Below are 15,716 nucleotides of genomic sequence, written 5' to 3'. Positions count from 1 at the left end.
GCCACCGCGCGAGCCCTCTGAGCACCGTAGATCCCTGAGCGCCGGACACCACCGGCCCACGGACCATCCGGCCTCCGGCCAGCGCGTCACGACGAACGTCCCCCAGGCGTGCGCCCGACCACAGTCAGGGCCGCCGCCTCGCCCGACGACACTCCTCGCGCGAAAGAGCTGACCTCTCATGGCGACCCACCGTCCTCAGTCCACCGCCACCACCCTCACCGACCGCCCCGCCGCCCCGGCCGGGGGCACCCGGCACCGGCTGCGCGCCGTCGACCGGGACGAGGAGTGGCATCTGCCCTCTCCCGCCGTCGCCGAGACCGTGGCGGGCCTGCTGCCGCCCGGCGCCACCTGGCTGCCCGCCCCGCCGCACACCCTGCCCGACCTCCCCGGCCGCCCGCCGATGGTCGGCTACCTGGTGCTGGTCCCGGCCGACCAGCGCCCGCCCTTCGCCCCGACGGCCGTCCCCGCCCCGGCCGGGCCGGCCCCCGAGCCGGTGGTGCGGATCGACGCCGTACGCCGGATCGCCCATGTGGACGGCCGTGAACTCGACCTGACCTACCTGGAGTTCGAGTTGCTCGCCCATCTGGTGGCGCACCCGCACCGGGTGCACACCCGCGACCAGCTGGTCACCACGGTCTGGGGATACGGCCATGTCGGCGACGGCCGTACCGTCGACGTGCACATCGCCCGGCTGCGCCGGAAGCTGGGCGCCCAGTACCGTCACGCCATCCAGACCGTGCGCCGGGTCGGCTACAAGTACTCTCCCCCGTCGGCCGGTTGAGCTGATCCGCTCTGAGCGGACGCGCGTGCCGCGGGCGTCCGCTCCGGGCATGATCCCCGGCATGAAGCTACTCGTGCTGGGCGGAACCGAGTTCGTGGGCCGGGCCGTGGTGGAGGCCGCGCTGGAGCGGGGCTGGGAGGTGACCGCCTTCAACCGCGGCAACCGCCAACCCCCGCCGGACGTACGGTCGTTGCACGGTGACCGCACCACTCCCGAGGGGCTGGCCGCTCTCACCGGTGACGACACCCACTGGGACGCCGTCGTGGACACCTGGACGGGCGCGCCGAAGACCGTGCTGGACACGGCCCGCCTCCTGAAGGACCGCGTCGAGCGGTACGCCTACATATCCACCCGCTCCGTCTACACCTGGCCCTGGCCCACCCTGGGCGGCCTCGCCGAGGACGGCCCCCTGGTGGAGGGCGCCGCCGACGCGGACGCCACCGACTACGCGGCAGACAAGCGGGGCGGCGAGCTGGCCGTCCTGGAGACGTTCGGCGCCGACCGCACCCTGTTGGTACGGGCCGGACTGATCCTCGGCCCGTACGAGAACGTGGGCCGGCTCCCCTACTGGCTGAACCGGATCGCGCGCGGCGGCGAGGTGCTGGCACCGGGTCCGCGCGACATGCCGATCCAGTACATCGACGCCCGCGACCTGGCCGACTGGCTGCTGAACGCACTGGACAAGGGGCTGAGCGGGCCGTACGACCTGGCGAGCGCGCCGGGTCACACCACCATGGGCGAGCTGCTGGAGCGGTGCCGGGAGGCCACCGGTTCGGCCGCGGAGCTGCGCTGGACCGACCCCGCGACGATCCTCGCGGCCGGGATCGAGCCGTGGACCGAGCTGCCCGTCTGGGCGCCGCCGGACGGCGAGCTGTCCTGTGTGCACCGGGGGGACGTGTCGCGGGCGCTGGCCACCGGGCTGCACTGCCGGCCGGTGGACGAGACGGTCGCCGACACCTGGCGATGGCTGACCTCGATCGGCGGGCGGGTGCCCGAGCGGCCGGGCCGCAAGGCGCCGGGCGTCGATCCGGAGAAGGAGGCGGCCGCACTCGCGGCGAATTCCAACTCCCGCAGTTCAGAAGGCATTTCACCGGACGAGCGCGGGTAGACCTGGGAAATATTTGTGAGACCGGTGAACACCTCTGGGGCGGCGTGCGTATGGAAGGGCGCCGCTTCACTCCTGTCGGGCGCCTCGAAGCTGCCCCGCAAGGAAGTCAGAGGAGTTCCATGGGACGCAACATACGTAAACGCCGCTCGCCGCTGGCCGTGAAGGTCACCGCCGCATCGGCGGCCCTAGCGCTCGGCGGGGGCGGGCTGATCTGGGCGAACTTCTACGCCTCGGCTCACGAGTCGAACGATGACGCGTGGGGAGGCAACCGCACCAAGGCCACGGCCGCGCAGGTCGCCACGATCTCCTGCCCGGACGTCGGCCAGAAGCTGACCAACGTGCCGGACAAGGCCCGTACCGACGTCGCCGGTGAACTGTCCAACCTGGACCGGCAGATCACCGAGGCGTACCAGCGCCTGGCGACCACGCGGGACGCGCAGACCCGGGACGCGAGCTTCGTCCAGAACAGCATCCTCCAGCCGCTCAAGGAGCGCCGCCAGAACATCCTGGACCGGATCAAGCTGGAGATCACCCGTGTGGGCGGCACCGCCCCGGGTGACCTGGACACGCTGGCCAACTGCACCGGCACCCCGGCCGACCAGACCAACGCCGGCGGCCAGCAGGGCGGCCAGAACGGCGGTCAGCAGCAGGGCGGGGGCCAGCAGCAGGGCGGCCAGCAGGGTGGCGGCCAGAACAACGGTGGCCAGCAGCAGGGTGGCGGTCAGCAGCAGGGCGGCCAGCAGGGTGGCGGTCAGCAGGGCGGCAACATCGGCGGCCAGGCCGGCAACGGCCCCGTCGCGGCCGACTTCGTCGACATCACCAAGGCCCAGCCGAACGTCAAGGCCAAGCCGCGCAACGCCCGCAACGCCTCGCGGGGCACCTTCACCACGCGCTGCGGAGTGAACACCAACAAGAACCACAACACCGACAACGTCATCGTGGCGCCCGGTGTGAAGAACGGCGCGCACCACCTGCACGACTACGTCGGCAACCAGAAGATCGACGCGTTCGCCAGCAACGACACCTTCCTCCAGGGCGGTTCGAGCTGTCAGAACAAGAGCGACCTGTCGTCGTACTACTGGCCGGTCGTCCGCGTCCAGGACGGTTCGCAGGACTTCGACCAGAACAACGACGGCGGCGGCAAGGAGGGCAACGTCGGCAAGATCCTGACGCCGGTCCAGGCGCAGATCAAGTACGTCGGCAGCCCCACCGGCAAGGTCGTGGCGATGCCGCAGTTCCTGCGGATCATCACCGGTGACGCGAAGACCACCACCAACGGCCTGGCCAACGCCAACGCCCACTGGAGCTGCACCGGGTTCGAGAACAAGGTCCAGCTCACCGAGCAGTACCCGATCTGCCCCCAGGGCAGCAAGGTCGTGCGGTCCTTCGCCTTCCAGAGCTGCTGGGACGGCCAGAACGCCGACAGCGCCAACCACCGCACCCACGTGGCGTTCGCCGACGCGAACGGCAACTGCCAGAACGGCTTCAAGGCCATTCCGCAGCTGACCATGCGGCTGGTGTACGACATCAAGCCGCCCACCATCGAGAACGGCCAGGTGAAGAACGCCTACGCCGTGGACGGTTTCCCGGAGCAGCTCCACAAGCCCTCCACCGACCACGACGACTTCATCGCCATCACGAAGAACGGTCTCGCCAACAAGATCGCCAACTGTGTGAACCGCGGCCAGAACTGTTCGTGATCCATAGCTCGTGATCCTCTGAAGACCCCCCTCCTCGGGGGATCACGACAGAAGGCCGGTGACGGGAAGCCTCCCGTCACCGGCCTTCGCCGTGTGCGTGCCGCCTCAGCCGGTGTGCCCCGCCCCGTGCCCGCTGTGGTCGGTGCCCACCTCGACCTCGCCGCCGAGCGTGCCGCGCAGCGCGTTGACCACGCCGTCGTCGCCCACCGCGACCCACTTGCGGCCGACGAGGTAGTGACCGCCGTAGTCCTTGGCGTCGTTGATCCACTCGCGCTGGCCCCGGTCGGTGGCGAAGGTGGCCAGGACGAATTTGCCGTCGGCGTTCTTGCAGAGCGCCTGGCGGATCTCGTCGGCGTCGGTCTGCATGTCCGGGCGGCACTTCACCTCGGCGGCCAGGCTCTCCAGGCTGCCGGTCGCGGTGGCCGGCACCCTGGCGGTGTCGTCCCGGTCCGCGCCGCATCCCGCCAGCGTCAGCACCACGGCGCCCACGAGCACCGCGCTGGTCATCCTCATCCGTTCCTCCGGTCCTGGTGGGATCGGGCATCCCGCACCCGAGCCCTCGCCACGGGTACGGCTGTGAGGCCGGACGTGCTCAAATCCCTTGATCGGCACGCCCGGCGCCTGCCAGAGTGCTGCGATGGACCAAGACTGGGAAGAGCGCGTCGCGGCCGCCTGGGCCGCCTTCGACACCTGGCCCGAGGACGACGCGGCGGGCTTCCGTGCCGTGATCGGCAAGCTGGCCGACGAGTTGCCCGAGGACCATCCGCTGGGCCTGTTCGAGCGGGCCTGCGCCTTCGACTCGACCGGCCACTCGGCCGACGCGGTCGGACTGTACCGCGCGGCCCTGGACAACGGCCTGACGGAGGCGAACCCGTACAAGGCCCGCCGGACGAAGATCCAGCTGGCCAGCTCGCTCCGCAACACCGGCCACGCGGAGGAGGGTGTCGCCCTGCTCACCCCCGAACTGGACGCGCCCTCGGACGAGTTGGACGACGCGGTACGGGCCTGTCTGGCGCTGTGCCTGTCCAGCCTGGGCCGGGACCGGGAGGGACTCTCCCTGGCGCTCGGCGCGCTGGCCCCCCATCTCCCGCGCTACCAGCGGTCGATGGCCAACTACGCCCGGCAGCTGACCGAACCGGCGTGACGCGGGGAGCGCCTCACCCGTGCGGCGGTGACCTAAGGCCGTCTCGCTCGTTCTCCCCGATGTGCAGTCACAGGATGTAGCCCACCGTCACGCACCCGCCTCCTCGCGGAACCAGGACCCGGCCGTCGACGTCGGCCGGGCCGAGGCCGCGCTCGTCGAGCACTATCCCCAGCTGGTCCGGCTCGCCTACCTGGTGCTCCCGCCCGCTCTCGGCCGGGGGCGCCGGGTCCTGACCGCACACGCCCTCGCCCAGCGCGCCCTCCCGCGCGGCCGCAAGCAGCACGCCCTGATCCCGGCCCAGTCGGCCGGCCGGGACGGCGACCCCGGCTACGACTTCGTCCGGCTCCGGGTGCTGCGCAGCGCGCTGGAGGCGTCCGAGCCGCGCAAGGGACTGCCCAAGCTGTCCCAGCTCCCGGCTCCGCTCCCGCAGGTGTGGGGCCTGAGGCTCTTCCCGCGCTCCGGCGGCGCCGACGAACTCGCCCTGGACCAGCAGCTGTCGGCCCTCTCCGGCCCGGCCCGCGCCGCCTACGTCCTGCGCGGCCTGGAGGGACTGACGGACGACGGCGTGCGCAAGATCCTCAAGGCCGCCGGGGTCACCCGTACCGAGTCCGCGCTGGCCGGGGCGAACGGGGTGCCCGCGCGGTACGCGCTGCTCGCCTCCCCCGAGTTCGACGCCTGCTCGCTGCAGGCCCGGCCCACCGACCTGATGCGCCGCCGCCAGCACACCAAGGCGGCGGTGGCCGCGGCCGCCGCGCTCGCGGTGGCCTGTGTGCTGGTCGCGCTGCCCGGCGGCGGCTGGGGTCCGGACGGCGCCGCGGCCCCCTCCTACGCGGACAACCCGGCCGCGGTGGCCGCGCTCGACCCCGCCAAGGTGCAGCGGGTGACCCCCGCCGCCTGGAAGACCTCGGCCCGTACCGACTTCTCCGTCTGGCCCGCGCGCGGCCCGCTCACCGGCGACGACGGCCTGCTGCGCCGGGCGCTCGCGGTCTGGGCCCGCCCCGGTGCCACGGTCCGCGTCTCGGCCACCCCCGGTACCTTCACCGGCGGCCCCGCCGGACCGCCCCAACTCCTCTACGCGGGGGATGTGGACGCGGCCCGGGTGGTGGTCCTCTACGACGGGCTGCGCATCGCCCGCTACGCCGAGCCGAGGGACGGCACCGAGGGGGCGGCGCTCGACTTCGCCCGCGTGGACGGCGCGACCGGCGCCGAGGCGAGCGCGCTGGTGCTCGGCCGCTCCGACGGCAACGTCCGCTATCTGGCCGCTCCCTGGGTGAAGAAGGCCGCCGGGCGCGACCTGACCAAGCCGGAGTCGGCGCCGACCGCGCTCACCCTGACCGACGGGGTCACCTCTCCGCTGGCCAGCCCGGCGCTGCGGGCGGGCGACTGCACGTCCTGGACCGTGCTCCAGTTGACGGACGGCTCCGGCACCCAGCTCTCCACCGACCTGGGCGAGCTGGTGCCCGCCCACCTCACGGCGGGCCGGCCGGGGTCGGCCGGCGAGGCGACCGGCGCCGAAGGGCTGCGCGCCTGGGCCCCCTTCGCCTGCTCGCTGGCGGCGGAGCGGGCGGCCGGGGTGCGCGGGGTGAACGCGTGGGCGTTCGCCGAGCAGCCGCTGCCGGACGCGAGCGGCGCCGGGCAATGGGTGTGCACGCGGGCCGAGACCTGGCGCGGTGACGGCACCGCCGCGCTGGCCCAGTTCCGTACGCCGGGCGGCCCGGCCGGGGCGGTGGTGGCCAAGGGCACCGACACCAGGGCGTGCGGGCCGCGCGATCCGCATGTACTGGCCGGGGTGCTGTGGAAGTCCAGCGGCGGCCACTGGTATCTGCTGGCGGCGGGCAGCCGGGGCGTGACCTCGATCCGGTCCTCGGGCGGGGTGACCGCTTCCGGGCAGGGCCAGTTGCTGGTGGCGAAGGCGGAGCGGGGCGCGCAGGCGCAGTTGGCGGGCACGCTGGAGGGCGGCCGGAAGATCAGCGGGCTGCGCTGACCGGGCGCTGCTGACAGATTGCTCAACAAGGCTGTGCACGGGGGTTCTCAGGAGCAGTACCCGTCAGTACATTGACGCCATGTCTAACAAGCAGCCCCGGCCGGTGCAGGCCGAGCGCATCCCGCTGAAGGCGCGCAAGGTGTCCTTCGCCTGGGAGGACACCCCGCTGCACTGGGTGCCGGGCGACCCCTTCACCACGCACACCATCAATGTGCTGCATCTGCTGCTGCCCGCCGGTGAGCGGTGGTTCGTCCATGTCTACCGGCAGGCGCTGCCGCTGATCCGGGACGACCGGCTGCGGGAGGACGTGATCGGGTTCATCGGCCAGGAGGCGATGCACTCCCAGGCCCATGACGAGGTGCTGCCGCATCTGCGCGAGCAGGGGCTCGACCCGACGCCGTACACCGCGCAGGTCGACTGGTTCTTCGAGAAGTTGCTCGGGGACCGCACCCTGCCGCCGGGCCGGGCGCGCCGCTGGTGGCTGCTGGAGCGGATCGCGCTGATCGCGGCGATCGAGCACTACACCGCGTTCCTCGGCGACTGGGTGCTGAACGCGGCCGAGCTGGACCGGCGGGGCGCCGATCCGACCATGCTCGACCTGCTGCGCTGGCACGGGGCGGAGGAGGTCGAGCACCGCTCGGTCGCCTTCGACCTCTTCGTGCACGTGGACGGCGGCTACCGGCGCCGGGTGCGCACCTGGGCGCTGGCCTTCGGGGCGCTGATGTTCCTGTGGCAGCGCGGGGTCCGCTTCTTCATGGAGCACGACCCGACGCCGGCGGACGGCAAGGCGTCGTTCCGCGCGTTCTACCGGAGCGGCCGCCGGGGCACGCTGCCCGCGACGGGCGCGCTGCTGAAGTCGATCCCGCGCTATCTCAGCCGGACCTACCACCCGTCCCAGGAGGGTTCGACCGCGCAGGCGGTGGCCTACCTGGCCTCGTCACCGGCGGCGCTGGCCGCCGAGAAGGCGGAGCGCGATGCCTGAGCAGACCACCCGGTCCGTCGCCGCCGCCGCGCTCCTGGTGGGCGCCGGGCTGCTGGCCCGGCGGGCGCTGCGCCGCCGGGTCGAGGACTCCCCGCTGTGGCCCATGCCGACGCTGGACCCGCCGGTCTCCGGACGCCCCCGCACGCGGGCGCTGCGGCTGCTGCTGACCGGGCACGAGCGCGTCGCGGACGGCGTGGTGCGGCTCCGTCTGGAGGGCCGCGACCTGCCCGCCTGGGAGCCGGGCGCGCATCTGGACCTGGTGCTGCCCTCGGGGCTGGTGCGCCAGTACTCGCTGTGCGGGGACCCGGCCGACTCCACGGCGTACGAGGTTGCCGCGCGGCTGGTCGAGGACGGCCGGGGCGGCTCGCGGGAGGTGCACGAACAGCTCACCGAGGGGATGGAGCTGGAGGTGCGCGGCCCGCGCAACCGGTTCCCGCTGGTGGCGGCGCCCGCGTACGCCTTCGTGGCCGGCGGCATCGGGATCACCCCGGTCCTGCCGATGCTGCGGGCGCTGCCGAAGGACGTGGACGTGCGGCTGCTGTACTGCGGGCGTACGCGGGCCTCGATGCCGTTCCTGAAGGAGGCGGCGGCGCTGGCCGGGGACGGGTGCACGGTGGTGGCGGAGGACGAGGACGGCCGCCCCGACCTCACCGGGCTGCTGACCGGACTGCCCGAGGGCGCGGTCGTGTACTGCTGTGGCCCGGAGGGCCTGATGGCGGCGGTGGAGGCGGCGCTGCCCGAGGGGACCGCGCTGCACCTGGAGCGGTTCGCCCCCGGTACGGCGGGCGGCGCGGACACCGCCTTCGAGGTGGAACTGCGGCGCAGCGGGCGGACGTTGACCGTCCCGGCCGACTCGACCGTGCTGGCGGCGGTGCGCCGGGAGCTGCCGGACACCCTCTACTCCTGCGAGCAGGGCTTCTGCGGGACCTGCCAACAGCGGGTGCTGGAGGGCGAGGTGGACCACCGGGACGAGCTGCTGACGGACGGGGAGCGCGACGACTCGATGCTGATCTGCGTCTCCCGCGCCCGGGGTGAGCGGCTGGTGCTGGACATGTGAGCACGGGCCGGGCGGAACCGGAACATCCAAGTGTCGTTGCCGGTCGGTAAGGTTGAACCCATGGGTACCGGGGTTCGCCGCAGGATGGGCGTCGAGGAGCGGCGGCAGCAGTTGATCAAGGTCGCGCTCGACCTGTTCAGCCGGCGCTCGCCCGACGAGGTCTCGATCGACGAGATAGCGTCGGCCGCGGGCATCTCCCGCCCCCTCGTCTACCACTACTTCCCCGGCAAGATGAGCCTGTACGAGGCCGCGCTGACGCGGGCGGCGGAGGATCTGGCGGGCCGCTTCGAGGAGCCGCACGAGGGCCCGCTCGGTGCCCGGCTGCTCCGCGTGATGGGCCGCTTCTTCGACTTCGTGGACGAGCACGGGCCGGGCTTCTCCGCCCTGATGAGGGGCGGCCCGGCGGTCGGCTCCTCGGCCACCAACGCCCTCGTCGACTCCGTGCGCCAGGCGGCCTACGAGCAGATCCTGTCGCATCTGGGGATCACCGAGGCGCCCGCCCGGCTGGAGCTGGTGGTGCGCTCATGGATCTCGCTGGTGGAGTCGACGGCGCTGATCTGGCTGGAGGGCCGCCGGGTGCCGCGCGAGGAACTGGAGCGCCAGCTCGTGCACGACTTCGCCGCCCTGGCCGCGGTCAGCGCCGCCTACGACCCCGAGATGACCGCCGTAGTCCGCACGTTCGTACAGAACGAGCCGGGCGACGGTCCCTTCGCGGAACTCGCCGCCCGGCTGATCTTCCTGGCGTCCTGACCCTCCGCTGTCGCGCGGGGTCAGGACCGCTCCCCGACCACGCGCGCCGGCACGCCGACCGCGATGGCGTAGGGAGGTATGTCACGGGAGACCACCGCGCCCGCACCGACGACCGCGCCCTCCCCGACGTTCACTCCGGCGAGGACACTGACATGAGCACCGAGCCACACGTCCTTCCCGACGGAGATGGGCGCGATGTCGTGCCCCTGGTCGCGAATGCGCCGTCCGGCGTCCGAGAAACGGTGATTACCGCTGTTGATCACGGTGTAGGGGCCGATGAGCGAATGATCGCCCAACGTGACGGGAGCCGGTGCGGAGATGTTGACCCCTCGGTTGATGAACACCTCGGTGCCGACCGTGATGTTCGCCGGATAGTGCATGGCGACATCGGGGAAGACGCACAGCAGGTCGCCGCAGTCGGGCAGAGTGCGGCGGTAGAACCAGGACCGCATGTCGAGATCGACGCCGACGGACGAGGTGCGCGCCAGCCGGTCCTGCAGCAGGTGCCAGCTGTGCGATCCGGTCTCGATCAGCGGCACCAGCCGGCGCAAGGCCCGGAACTGCAAGCGCCGTCGGAACTGGTGGGTCTGGAACAGGGGCTGCGGCCGATGCCTTCCCCGTTCGAAGGCACCGAGTTCCTTTCTCACCGTGAGGCGACCCGGCCGGCCGTAAGAGGCCGCAGATCGAGGTCGATGGGCTCGAGAAAGGGGATGCCCTCGGCGAAGATCTGCTCCACGGCGATCATGCCGAGCACGTAATGGGCGGTGCGGATCCACCCGTTGTGGCTCACCGCTGCTGGGCTGGACGCCCCTCCCAGCTCCGCCGCGTCCTGGAGGAAGGAGCGAATACGCGCCTCGAAGGCGTCCAGGGTCTCGCCGCCGGGCGGTGTGAACCGGGGATCCATCGCTCCGTTGCTCAGGAACGCCTGGGGAAACTTGGCGCGCACGTGGCTTTGCGGCTGCCCGGCCCATTCTCCGAGGTCCCGCTCGACGAGTCTCGGGTCCGGACGGACGACGTCATCCGGAAAGAGGGCGGCCGCGGTCTCCCAGGCGCGCGAGAGCGGGGAAGCGAACACCGGCGCGCAGTCGAGGTCACGGAAGACGGGCGCCCGGGAGGCGGCGGATCGCAGCCCCTCCGCGGTGGCCGGGACGTCGGCACAGCCCATGAAGACCTTGGCACCGTTGGACTCGGTGGGCGCGTGCCGCACGACCGTCAGAACGTGGCTGGTCATCGCTCGTCCTCCCCGTTGCTCCGGAAGCCTGCGGCAAGGTGGGCTGCCACGTCCTCGACCGCCTTTCTGGCCCGCGTGATGGTGCGGGTCTGCATGGCGAAGCCGTGCATCTGATCGTCGTAGTGCCAGTGCTCGGTCGGCACGCCCTCGCTCCGGAGCCGCTCGGCGTAGGCGGTCCCCTCGTCCCGAAGAGGATCGAATTCCGCCGTCAGCACCAGCGCTGGAGGCAGGTCCCGCAGGCTGCGGGCCCGCAGGGGGAACAAGTAGGCGTCGTCGCGCGACCACTGCTCCGGCAGGTAGTTGCCCCAGGACCATTCCATGAAGGGGAGATTCAGCGAGTAGCCGCTCGCCCGTGAGACGTAGGACGCCGTGGGCGGGTCGAGATAGTCGGTCACCGGGTAGAAGAGCATCTGCTGGGTGATCGCGGGCCCTCCCTGATCACGCGCCTTCAGTGTCAGCGCGGCCGCGAGAGTGCCCCCGGAGCTGTCTCCGGCCACAGCGATCTTCGCGGGGTCCGCCTTCAGTTCCGGGTGTCCCTCGGACACCCACTGGAGTGCGCTCCAGGCGTCTTCGAATGCCGCGGGGTACTTGTGCTCCGGAGCACGGCGGTAGTCGACCGACACCACGGCGGCGCGCGATCCCTTGGCGAGCAGGATGCAGAGCCTGTCGTGTGTGTCGAGATCGTTGACCGTCCAGCCGCCACCGTGGAAGAAGAGGACGAGCGGAAGCGTCTGCGTGGGATCCGGGTGATAAAGGCGCACGGGGATGTCGCCGTGCTCTGCGGGGATGCTGAAGTCCCGGACCAGATCGATCTGTTCGGGCTCACCCTGCAGGAAGGCCGCTCGCATGCGTTGGCGAGCCTCTTGGTGCGGGAGGGTGTAGACGGGTGACAGACCACTTGACGCGGCCGCGTCGACCAGGGCCTGGGCCTGGGGATCGAGCGTGGTCATGATGCCCTTTCGGTTCGATGGTAGGCGTAGACCTGCTGAAGTTCTGCTTCGACCGTGCCGGGACACTCCTCGAGGATCCGGGGCAGGTCGGTTTCCTGGGCGAAGTCGCGAATGGCTACGAAGTCGCGACCGGCCAGAGACTGGTCGAGTCCGACGCGTCGTCCCGCTATTCGCAGGTGGTCGCGGCCGAAGGCAAGGTCGAGAGGCTGGGTCGCGCGGACACCCAGTCCATGGGGCGTCAGGGTGCGGAGGCCGTGCGAGGTGCGAATTCCGTTCGAGCCGCCGCTCTCGGAGCGCACGAGGAACAGCGGAGCACCGGGCCGGGTCAGCAGCAGGGAGTGCGGCCGGTCGCCGGCCAGCCACTGGCAGCCGATGGCGACGGACGACGCGTCGGGCATGCCGTAATGGAGGACTGAGCAGATCTCCTCGGTAACGCGGGCCTCGGAGCCCAGGATGAGGGCGGCGCACATCCGTTGCCGTTCGTGCTGGTAGTCCTCGAGCATGGCGACCATGCGCGCGAATCTCTCGGCCGGCTTCCCGCTGAGGTAGCGCAGGTATCTGCCGTTCTGCCCGGCCAGCACTCTGATCTCCTCGTGATACCAGTTTCCCGGCGCAGGGTACAGACCGTTGTACTGATTCTTGAACTCAGCCGCCGAGGCGTGCAGCAAGAGATACCGACCCGCTGGTAAAACTCCCGGCGTTCTATTCTCCGCGAGGATCACGAAGTGATTCCCACTGGTGAAGTTCCAGACGTAACTGGACTTCTCGCTGAGCACTGCTCTCGCGGCCGTCACCCGGTCGCGGAATTCTTGCTCGTCCGCGAAATCGGCCTCGACCCGGTACAGCGCGACACCGCACAAGTTGACAGTGGAGTCCACCGGAATCATGGGTACAGCGCTGTCCCACCGGTAGTAGGCCCCGGTGAAGAAACCTCCGTGGATCCTGCGCACATTGTGCGGGAGCCCGAGATCGGGCATCGGGACGACTTCCGCGTCGCAGGGCCGGCCCGATACGAGGCTGGCGGTCTGGGCGAGCAGATGCTCCGTGACATGTAAGTGCCCGAGGATCTCTCGCTGGGTGGCATCCGGATCACGCAGCATTCTCATGCTTGCCTCCTGAGCGGATTCGCACACGTGACTTCCAGGGCTCGCGCGACGGCGGCACGCTCGACGAGACCCAGCTTCCTGTACAGCTCCCCCGCCTGAGCCAGCAACTGGCCGGCCACGGCATGGTTCTCCAGCCTGTGGTGGGCCTGGCCAAGCAGCCAGGTGTGGTCGGCCTGGTAGCGCTGATCGGCGATGTGGGCAATCTGCAGAGTCCGTTCGCCGAGGTCGCGGAGGATCGCGAGTGTCGCCTCCTGACTGTCGTCCATGGACAGGCGCAGCTCGGCGAGCTGAAGATCGATGAGCAGTTCGGCGCGTCGGTAGGCGTGTACGCGGGCGTGGGCTCGGGCCTCCTCGAACAGAGCGCACGCTTCGTCGTTACGGGTGCCGGAGCGGGCCAGGCAGATGGCGAGCCATCTCAGGTTGGCGCTGTAGTTGGCGGGCCCGAGCGTGTCCGGGTCTGCCAGGTTGGCCCGCCACTGCCGTTCCGCCTCGACGAATCGGTGCTGCGAGAGCAGATGGAGCGCGAGGGCATGCCGGTACTCCCCGAGGCGTCGGGGGTCCACGCTGTCGGGGCGTCGGGCCAGGATCTCCTCGATGCGGGTCAGTACGAACTGCGCCTGAGCCTGGTTCTCCTGCTTGGCGGCGATATTCAAGTGGTAGACGAGGGCGTCGAATTCCTCGGCGGTGTCCCCGATACTCCGAGCGGCATCAGCCCGGAGCAGATGGATGTCGAGCTGGCCGGCCCACAGGCCCCGCACGTAATAGTAGTAGCGCGCACCCTTCGCGATGTCTATCACCTCCCGCCAGTACTGGTGATCGGTCGCCCACATGAGTGCGAACTCCAAGTTCTGACGCAGACCTGGCGCGTCCAGGCGTTCCAGGCGGCTGACATCATCCGGACAGAATCCGACCGCCTGGGTGAGCGCCACGAAGTATTTCAACCACCGTTTACGGATGTCCGCCATGTAGGTCGTCCGCACGTTCGCCATCCTGTTGGCGGCGAGCGGGTAGGCGATGTACTGCGGCTGCGCGCTGTCGTCCTGTACCTGCCGGGACACGAAGCAGAAGTCGGTGAGTTCGGCCAGCGCGTCTCCCAATCGGTCGCCGCAGCCCGAAACCTGTCGCAGCGCCTCGCGCTCCACGCCGTAGGGAAAACACGCCAAGGCGCCCAGCACATGCCGTGCGGGCTCACCGAGAGCGGTCCAGCTCTCCCGGAACAGTTCCCGCAGGACGATGTCACCGCTGCGGTCGCCGGTCGGCGCGCTGCTGATCTCCTCGGTCACCTCCTCCAGCGAACGGCCGCGGCGCTTCACCTGTCCAAGACCCCACTCGATGAGCCGCGGGTTTCCCTCCGAGACTCGTCGCAGCGCGTCGAGTTCCTTCCGCTGGGTCAGCAGGTCCCGCATTCCCATGCGGTTGAGGCACTGGGTGTAGAAGTCGTCGGCTTCCTCAGTCGTCATCCCCGACATCTCGACCTGGAAGGTGTGCGGGCCGAGGGAGCGCGCGTGAGTGATGCTGGTGATGAGTACCTTGCTCGGCTCCGGCACGTTCACCAGCCACTCATCGAGCTCCGGGTCCTCGATGGTCTCGTGGTTGTCCACGACGAGCAGTACGGGGCTGCGCCTGAGGAGACGCCGCACCTCGTGCTTCTTCTCCGCCAGCTCAAGCCCGAGCAGTCCGGAGTAGTCGGCTGTCAGTGCGATCGTGTCGAGCACACCGCCGAGCGTGGTCGTGCCGGGCCGCTCCCGGTCGGAGACCCAGACGGTTCCCTTGAAACGGGCGCCGTCCTCGAGGTGGCGCAGGGCGAACTCCCGCGCCACCGTGGACTTTCCCGTGCCTCCGATACCGATCAGGCTGATGACCGGAAGGCCTTGGCCGACGGCCTCCTCCAGCCGCTCCCAGACCTGGGAACGCATGACGAATCTCGCGTAGGTCGCCGGTGGGAGGTTGTCGAGCGGCGCGCCCGTCTCCGGCCTGGTCTCCGAAGCCGGCACATGCTGCTTCTGCCGCGGAACGGGCGTGATGGTCGGCACGACGGCCAACTCGTGGTTGAGCACCCGGCCGGCGAGTGCACGCCATTCAGGGGAGGGATCCAGCCCCTGCTCGGTCATCTCCTCACTGAACTGCCGCATCAGCAGGGACGCGGCATGACCCCCCTGAGCCTGGTAGAGCGCCTGCACCTTGATACGCAGGACTTCCTCCCAGTAGGGATCCTGCGCCCGGAGCTGGTCGGCGATCCCGAGGGCCTCGCTGTGCGAACCAAGTTCCATGAGGATGCGCAGGCGGCTCAACTGAGTTGCACGTCGCTGATGTTCCAGTGCCTCGATCTCGCCGCGCACCTGGTCGTCCGTCAGCTCGGGCAGCGGCTCCCCGCGCCACAGCTCCAGGGCCTGCGCGTACGTCGACGCGGCGGAATCCAGCTCGCCCGCGGCCCTGCGGCCGTCCGCCAGCCTGGTCAGGTCCTGGAAACGCTTGACGTCCGTGTCAGCCTGGAGCTGGTAGGCGGAGCCGTGCGTGACGATCACCTCGTTGGCGCCCAGCCCGAGTTTGGAGCGGACGACCCGCACTTTTCCCTCGACGACATTGAGGCGGCCCTGACCGTCCCAGATGACATCGTGCAGGCGCTGCTTGTCCACCGGCCGCGGAGAGTTCAGGGCCAGCATCCCCAGCAGGGACGCCGTCTTGCCCCGCAGGATGATGCTGTCACCCTCGTCGCCCACTTCGACGGACCCGAGAATCCGGATCTCCACCCGCGCTCGCCTCCTCATGGCCCACGCGTTCACGCACGCACAGAGACCCATGTCGCTGTCAGTTGTAGAGCGCGGCCCTGTCGTTTCGCTGACGCTCGGCTGTCGCGGCCTCGCGCGGGCGGGCACCGATGCTACCGAAAATCAGCGGGGCGACACAGTCGGTAACGAGCGGA

The 15,716-nt window shown here is 70.6% G+C and carries 14 protein-coding genes; 8 read left to right on the top strand and 6 right to left on the bottom strand.

Going from position 1 to position 15,716, the window contains the following annotated elements:
* Positions 1–178 precede the first annotated feature (178 nt).
* From EV284_RS14945 to EV284_RS14935, 3 genes are all read left to right on the top strand, one after another.
* Positions 179–781 (top strand): winged helix-turn-helix domain-containing protein, encoded by a 603-nt coding sequence (locus EV284_RS14945; RefSeq protein WP_130334136.1) that lies wholly within the window; start codon positions 179–181, stop codon positions 779–781.
* Between the two features lie 61 nt (positions 782–842).
* Positions 843–1,889 (top strand): NAD-dependent epimerase/dehydratase family protein, encoded by a 1,047-nt coding sequence (locus tag EV284_RS14940; protein ID WP_130334134.1) that lies wholly within the window; start codon positions 843–845, stop codon positions 1,887–1,889.
* Between the two features lie 119 nt (positions 1,890–2,008).
* A complete protein-coding gene (locus tag EV284_RS14935) occupies positions 2,009–3,589 on the top strand; it encodes a DUF1996 domain-containing protein (RefSeq protein ID WP_130334132.1) in 1,581 nt (526 codons plus the stop codon).
* Between the two features lie 105 nt (positions 3,590–3,694).
* Here EV284_RS14935 and EV284_RS14930 read toward each other — a convergent pair whose 3' ends face one another.
* Entirely contained in the window at positions 3,695–4,102 is a 408-nt protein-coding gene (locus EV284_RS14930) for a hypothetical protein (protein WP_207229034.1), read from the bottom strand.
* A gap of 124 nt (positions 4,103–4,226) precedes the next feature.
* On the opposite strand from EV284_RS14930, the gene EV284_RS14925 reads away from it, so the two are divergent.
* From EV284_RS14925 to EV284_RS14905, 5 genes are all read left to right on the top strand, one after another.
* A complete protein-coding gene (locus EV284_RS14925; protein WP_130334128.1) occupies positions 4,227–4,733 on the top strand; it encodes a tetratricopeptide repeat protein in 507 nt (168 codons plus the stop codon).
* A 61-nt stretch (positions 4,734–4,794) separates the two neighbouring features.
* A complete protein-coding gene (locus tag EV284_RS14920; RefSeq protein WP_130334126.1) occupies positions 4,795–6,717 on the top strand; it encodes a hypothetical protein in 1,923 nt (640 codons plus the stop codon).
* A 79-nt stretch (positions 6,718–6,796) separates the two neighbouring features.
* Complete coding sequence (locus EV284_RS14915; protein WP_130334124.1) at positions 6,797–7,699, top strand: metal-dependent hydrolase; 903 nt, start codon at positions 6,797–6,799, stop codon at positions 7,697–7,699.
* The gene (locus EV284_RS14910) at positions 7,692–8,756 is read left to right on the top strand and encodes a PDR/VanB family oxidoreductase (RefSeq protein ID WP_130334122.1); all 1,065 of its coding nucleotides are present in this window, start codon (positions 7,692–7,694) and stop codon (positions 8,754–8,756) included. The genes EV284_RS14915 and EV284_RS14910 overlap by 8 nt, the downstream gene beginning before the upstream one ends.
* Positions 8,757–8,816: 60 nt before the next feature.
* On the top strand, positions 8,817–9,506 hold the full coding sequence (locus EV284_RS14905) for a TetR/AcrR family transcriptional regulator (RefSeq protein ID WP_130334120.1): 690 nt from the start codon (positions 8,817–8,819) through the stop codon (positions 9,504–9,506).
* Positions 9,507–9,526: 20 nt separating this feature from the next.
* On the opposite strand, the gene EV284_RS14900 is transcribed toward EV284_RS14905, so the two are convergent.
* From EV284_RS14900 to EV284_RS14880, 5 genes are all read right to left on the bottom strand, one after another.
* Positions 9,527–10,072, bottom strand: a complete 546-nt coding sequence (locus EV284_RS14900) for an acyltransferase (protein WP_207229033.1) — start codon at positions 10,070–10,072, stop codon at positions 9,527–9,529.
* A 77-nt stretch (positions 10,073–10,149) separates the two neighbouring features.
* On the bottom strand, positions 10,150–10,737 hold the full coding sequence (locus EV284_RS14895) for a histidine phosphatase family protein (protein ID WP_130334118.1): 588 nt from the start codon (positions 10,735–10,737) through the stop codon (positions 10,150–10,152).
* The gene (locus EV284_RS14890) at positions 10,734–11,687 is read right to left on the bottom strand and encodes an alpha/beta hydrolase (RefSeq protein ID WP_130334116.1); all 954 of its coding nucleotides are present in this window, start codon (positions 11,685–11,687) and stop codon (positions 10,734–10,736) included. The genes EV284_RS14895 and EV284_RS14890 overlap by 4 nt, the downstream gene beginning before the upstream one ends.
* A complete protein-coding gene (locus tag EV284_RS14885) occupies positions 11,684–12,793 on the bottom strand; it encodes a hypothetical protein (RefSeq protein ID WP_130334114.1) in 1,110 nt (369 codons plus the stop codon). The genes EV284_RS14890 and EV284_RS14885 overlap by 4 nt, the downstream gene beginning before the upstream one ends.
* Positions 12,790–15,543 (bottom strand): BTAD domain-containing putative transcriptional regulator, encoded by a 2,754-nt coding sequence (locus tag EV284_RS14880; RefSeq protein WP_165425530.1) that lies wholly within the window; start codon positions 15,541–15,543, stop codon positions 12,790–12,792. Before EV284_RS14880 ends, EV284_RS14885 begins: the two co-directional genes overlap by 4 nt.
* Positions 15,544–15,716: the final 173 nt, after the last annotated feature.

This window comes from Streptomyces sp. BK022 (assembly GCF_004217355.1).
Lineage (GTDB): Bacteria > Actinomycetota > Actinomycetes > Streptomycetales > Streptomycetaceae > Streptomyces > Streptomyces griseoluteus.
The sequence above is the reverse complement of the archived record's forward strand: the minus strand, read 5'-3'. Positions and strand labels throughout refer to the sequence as shown.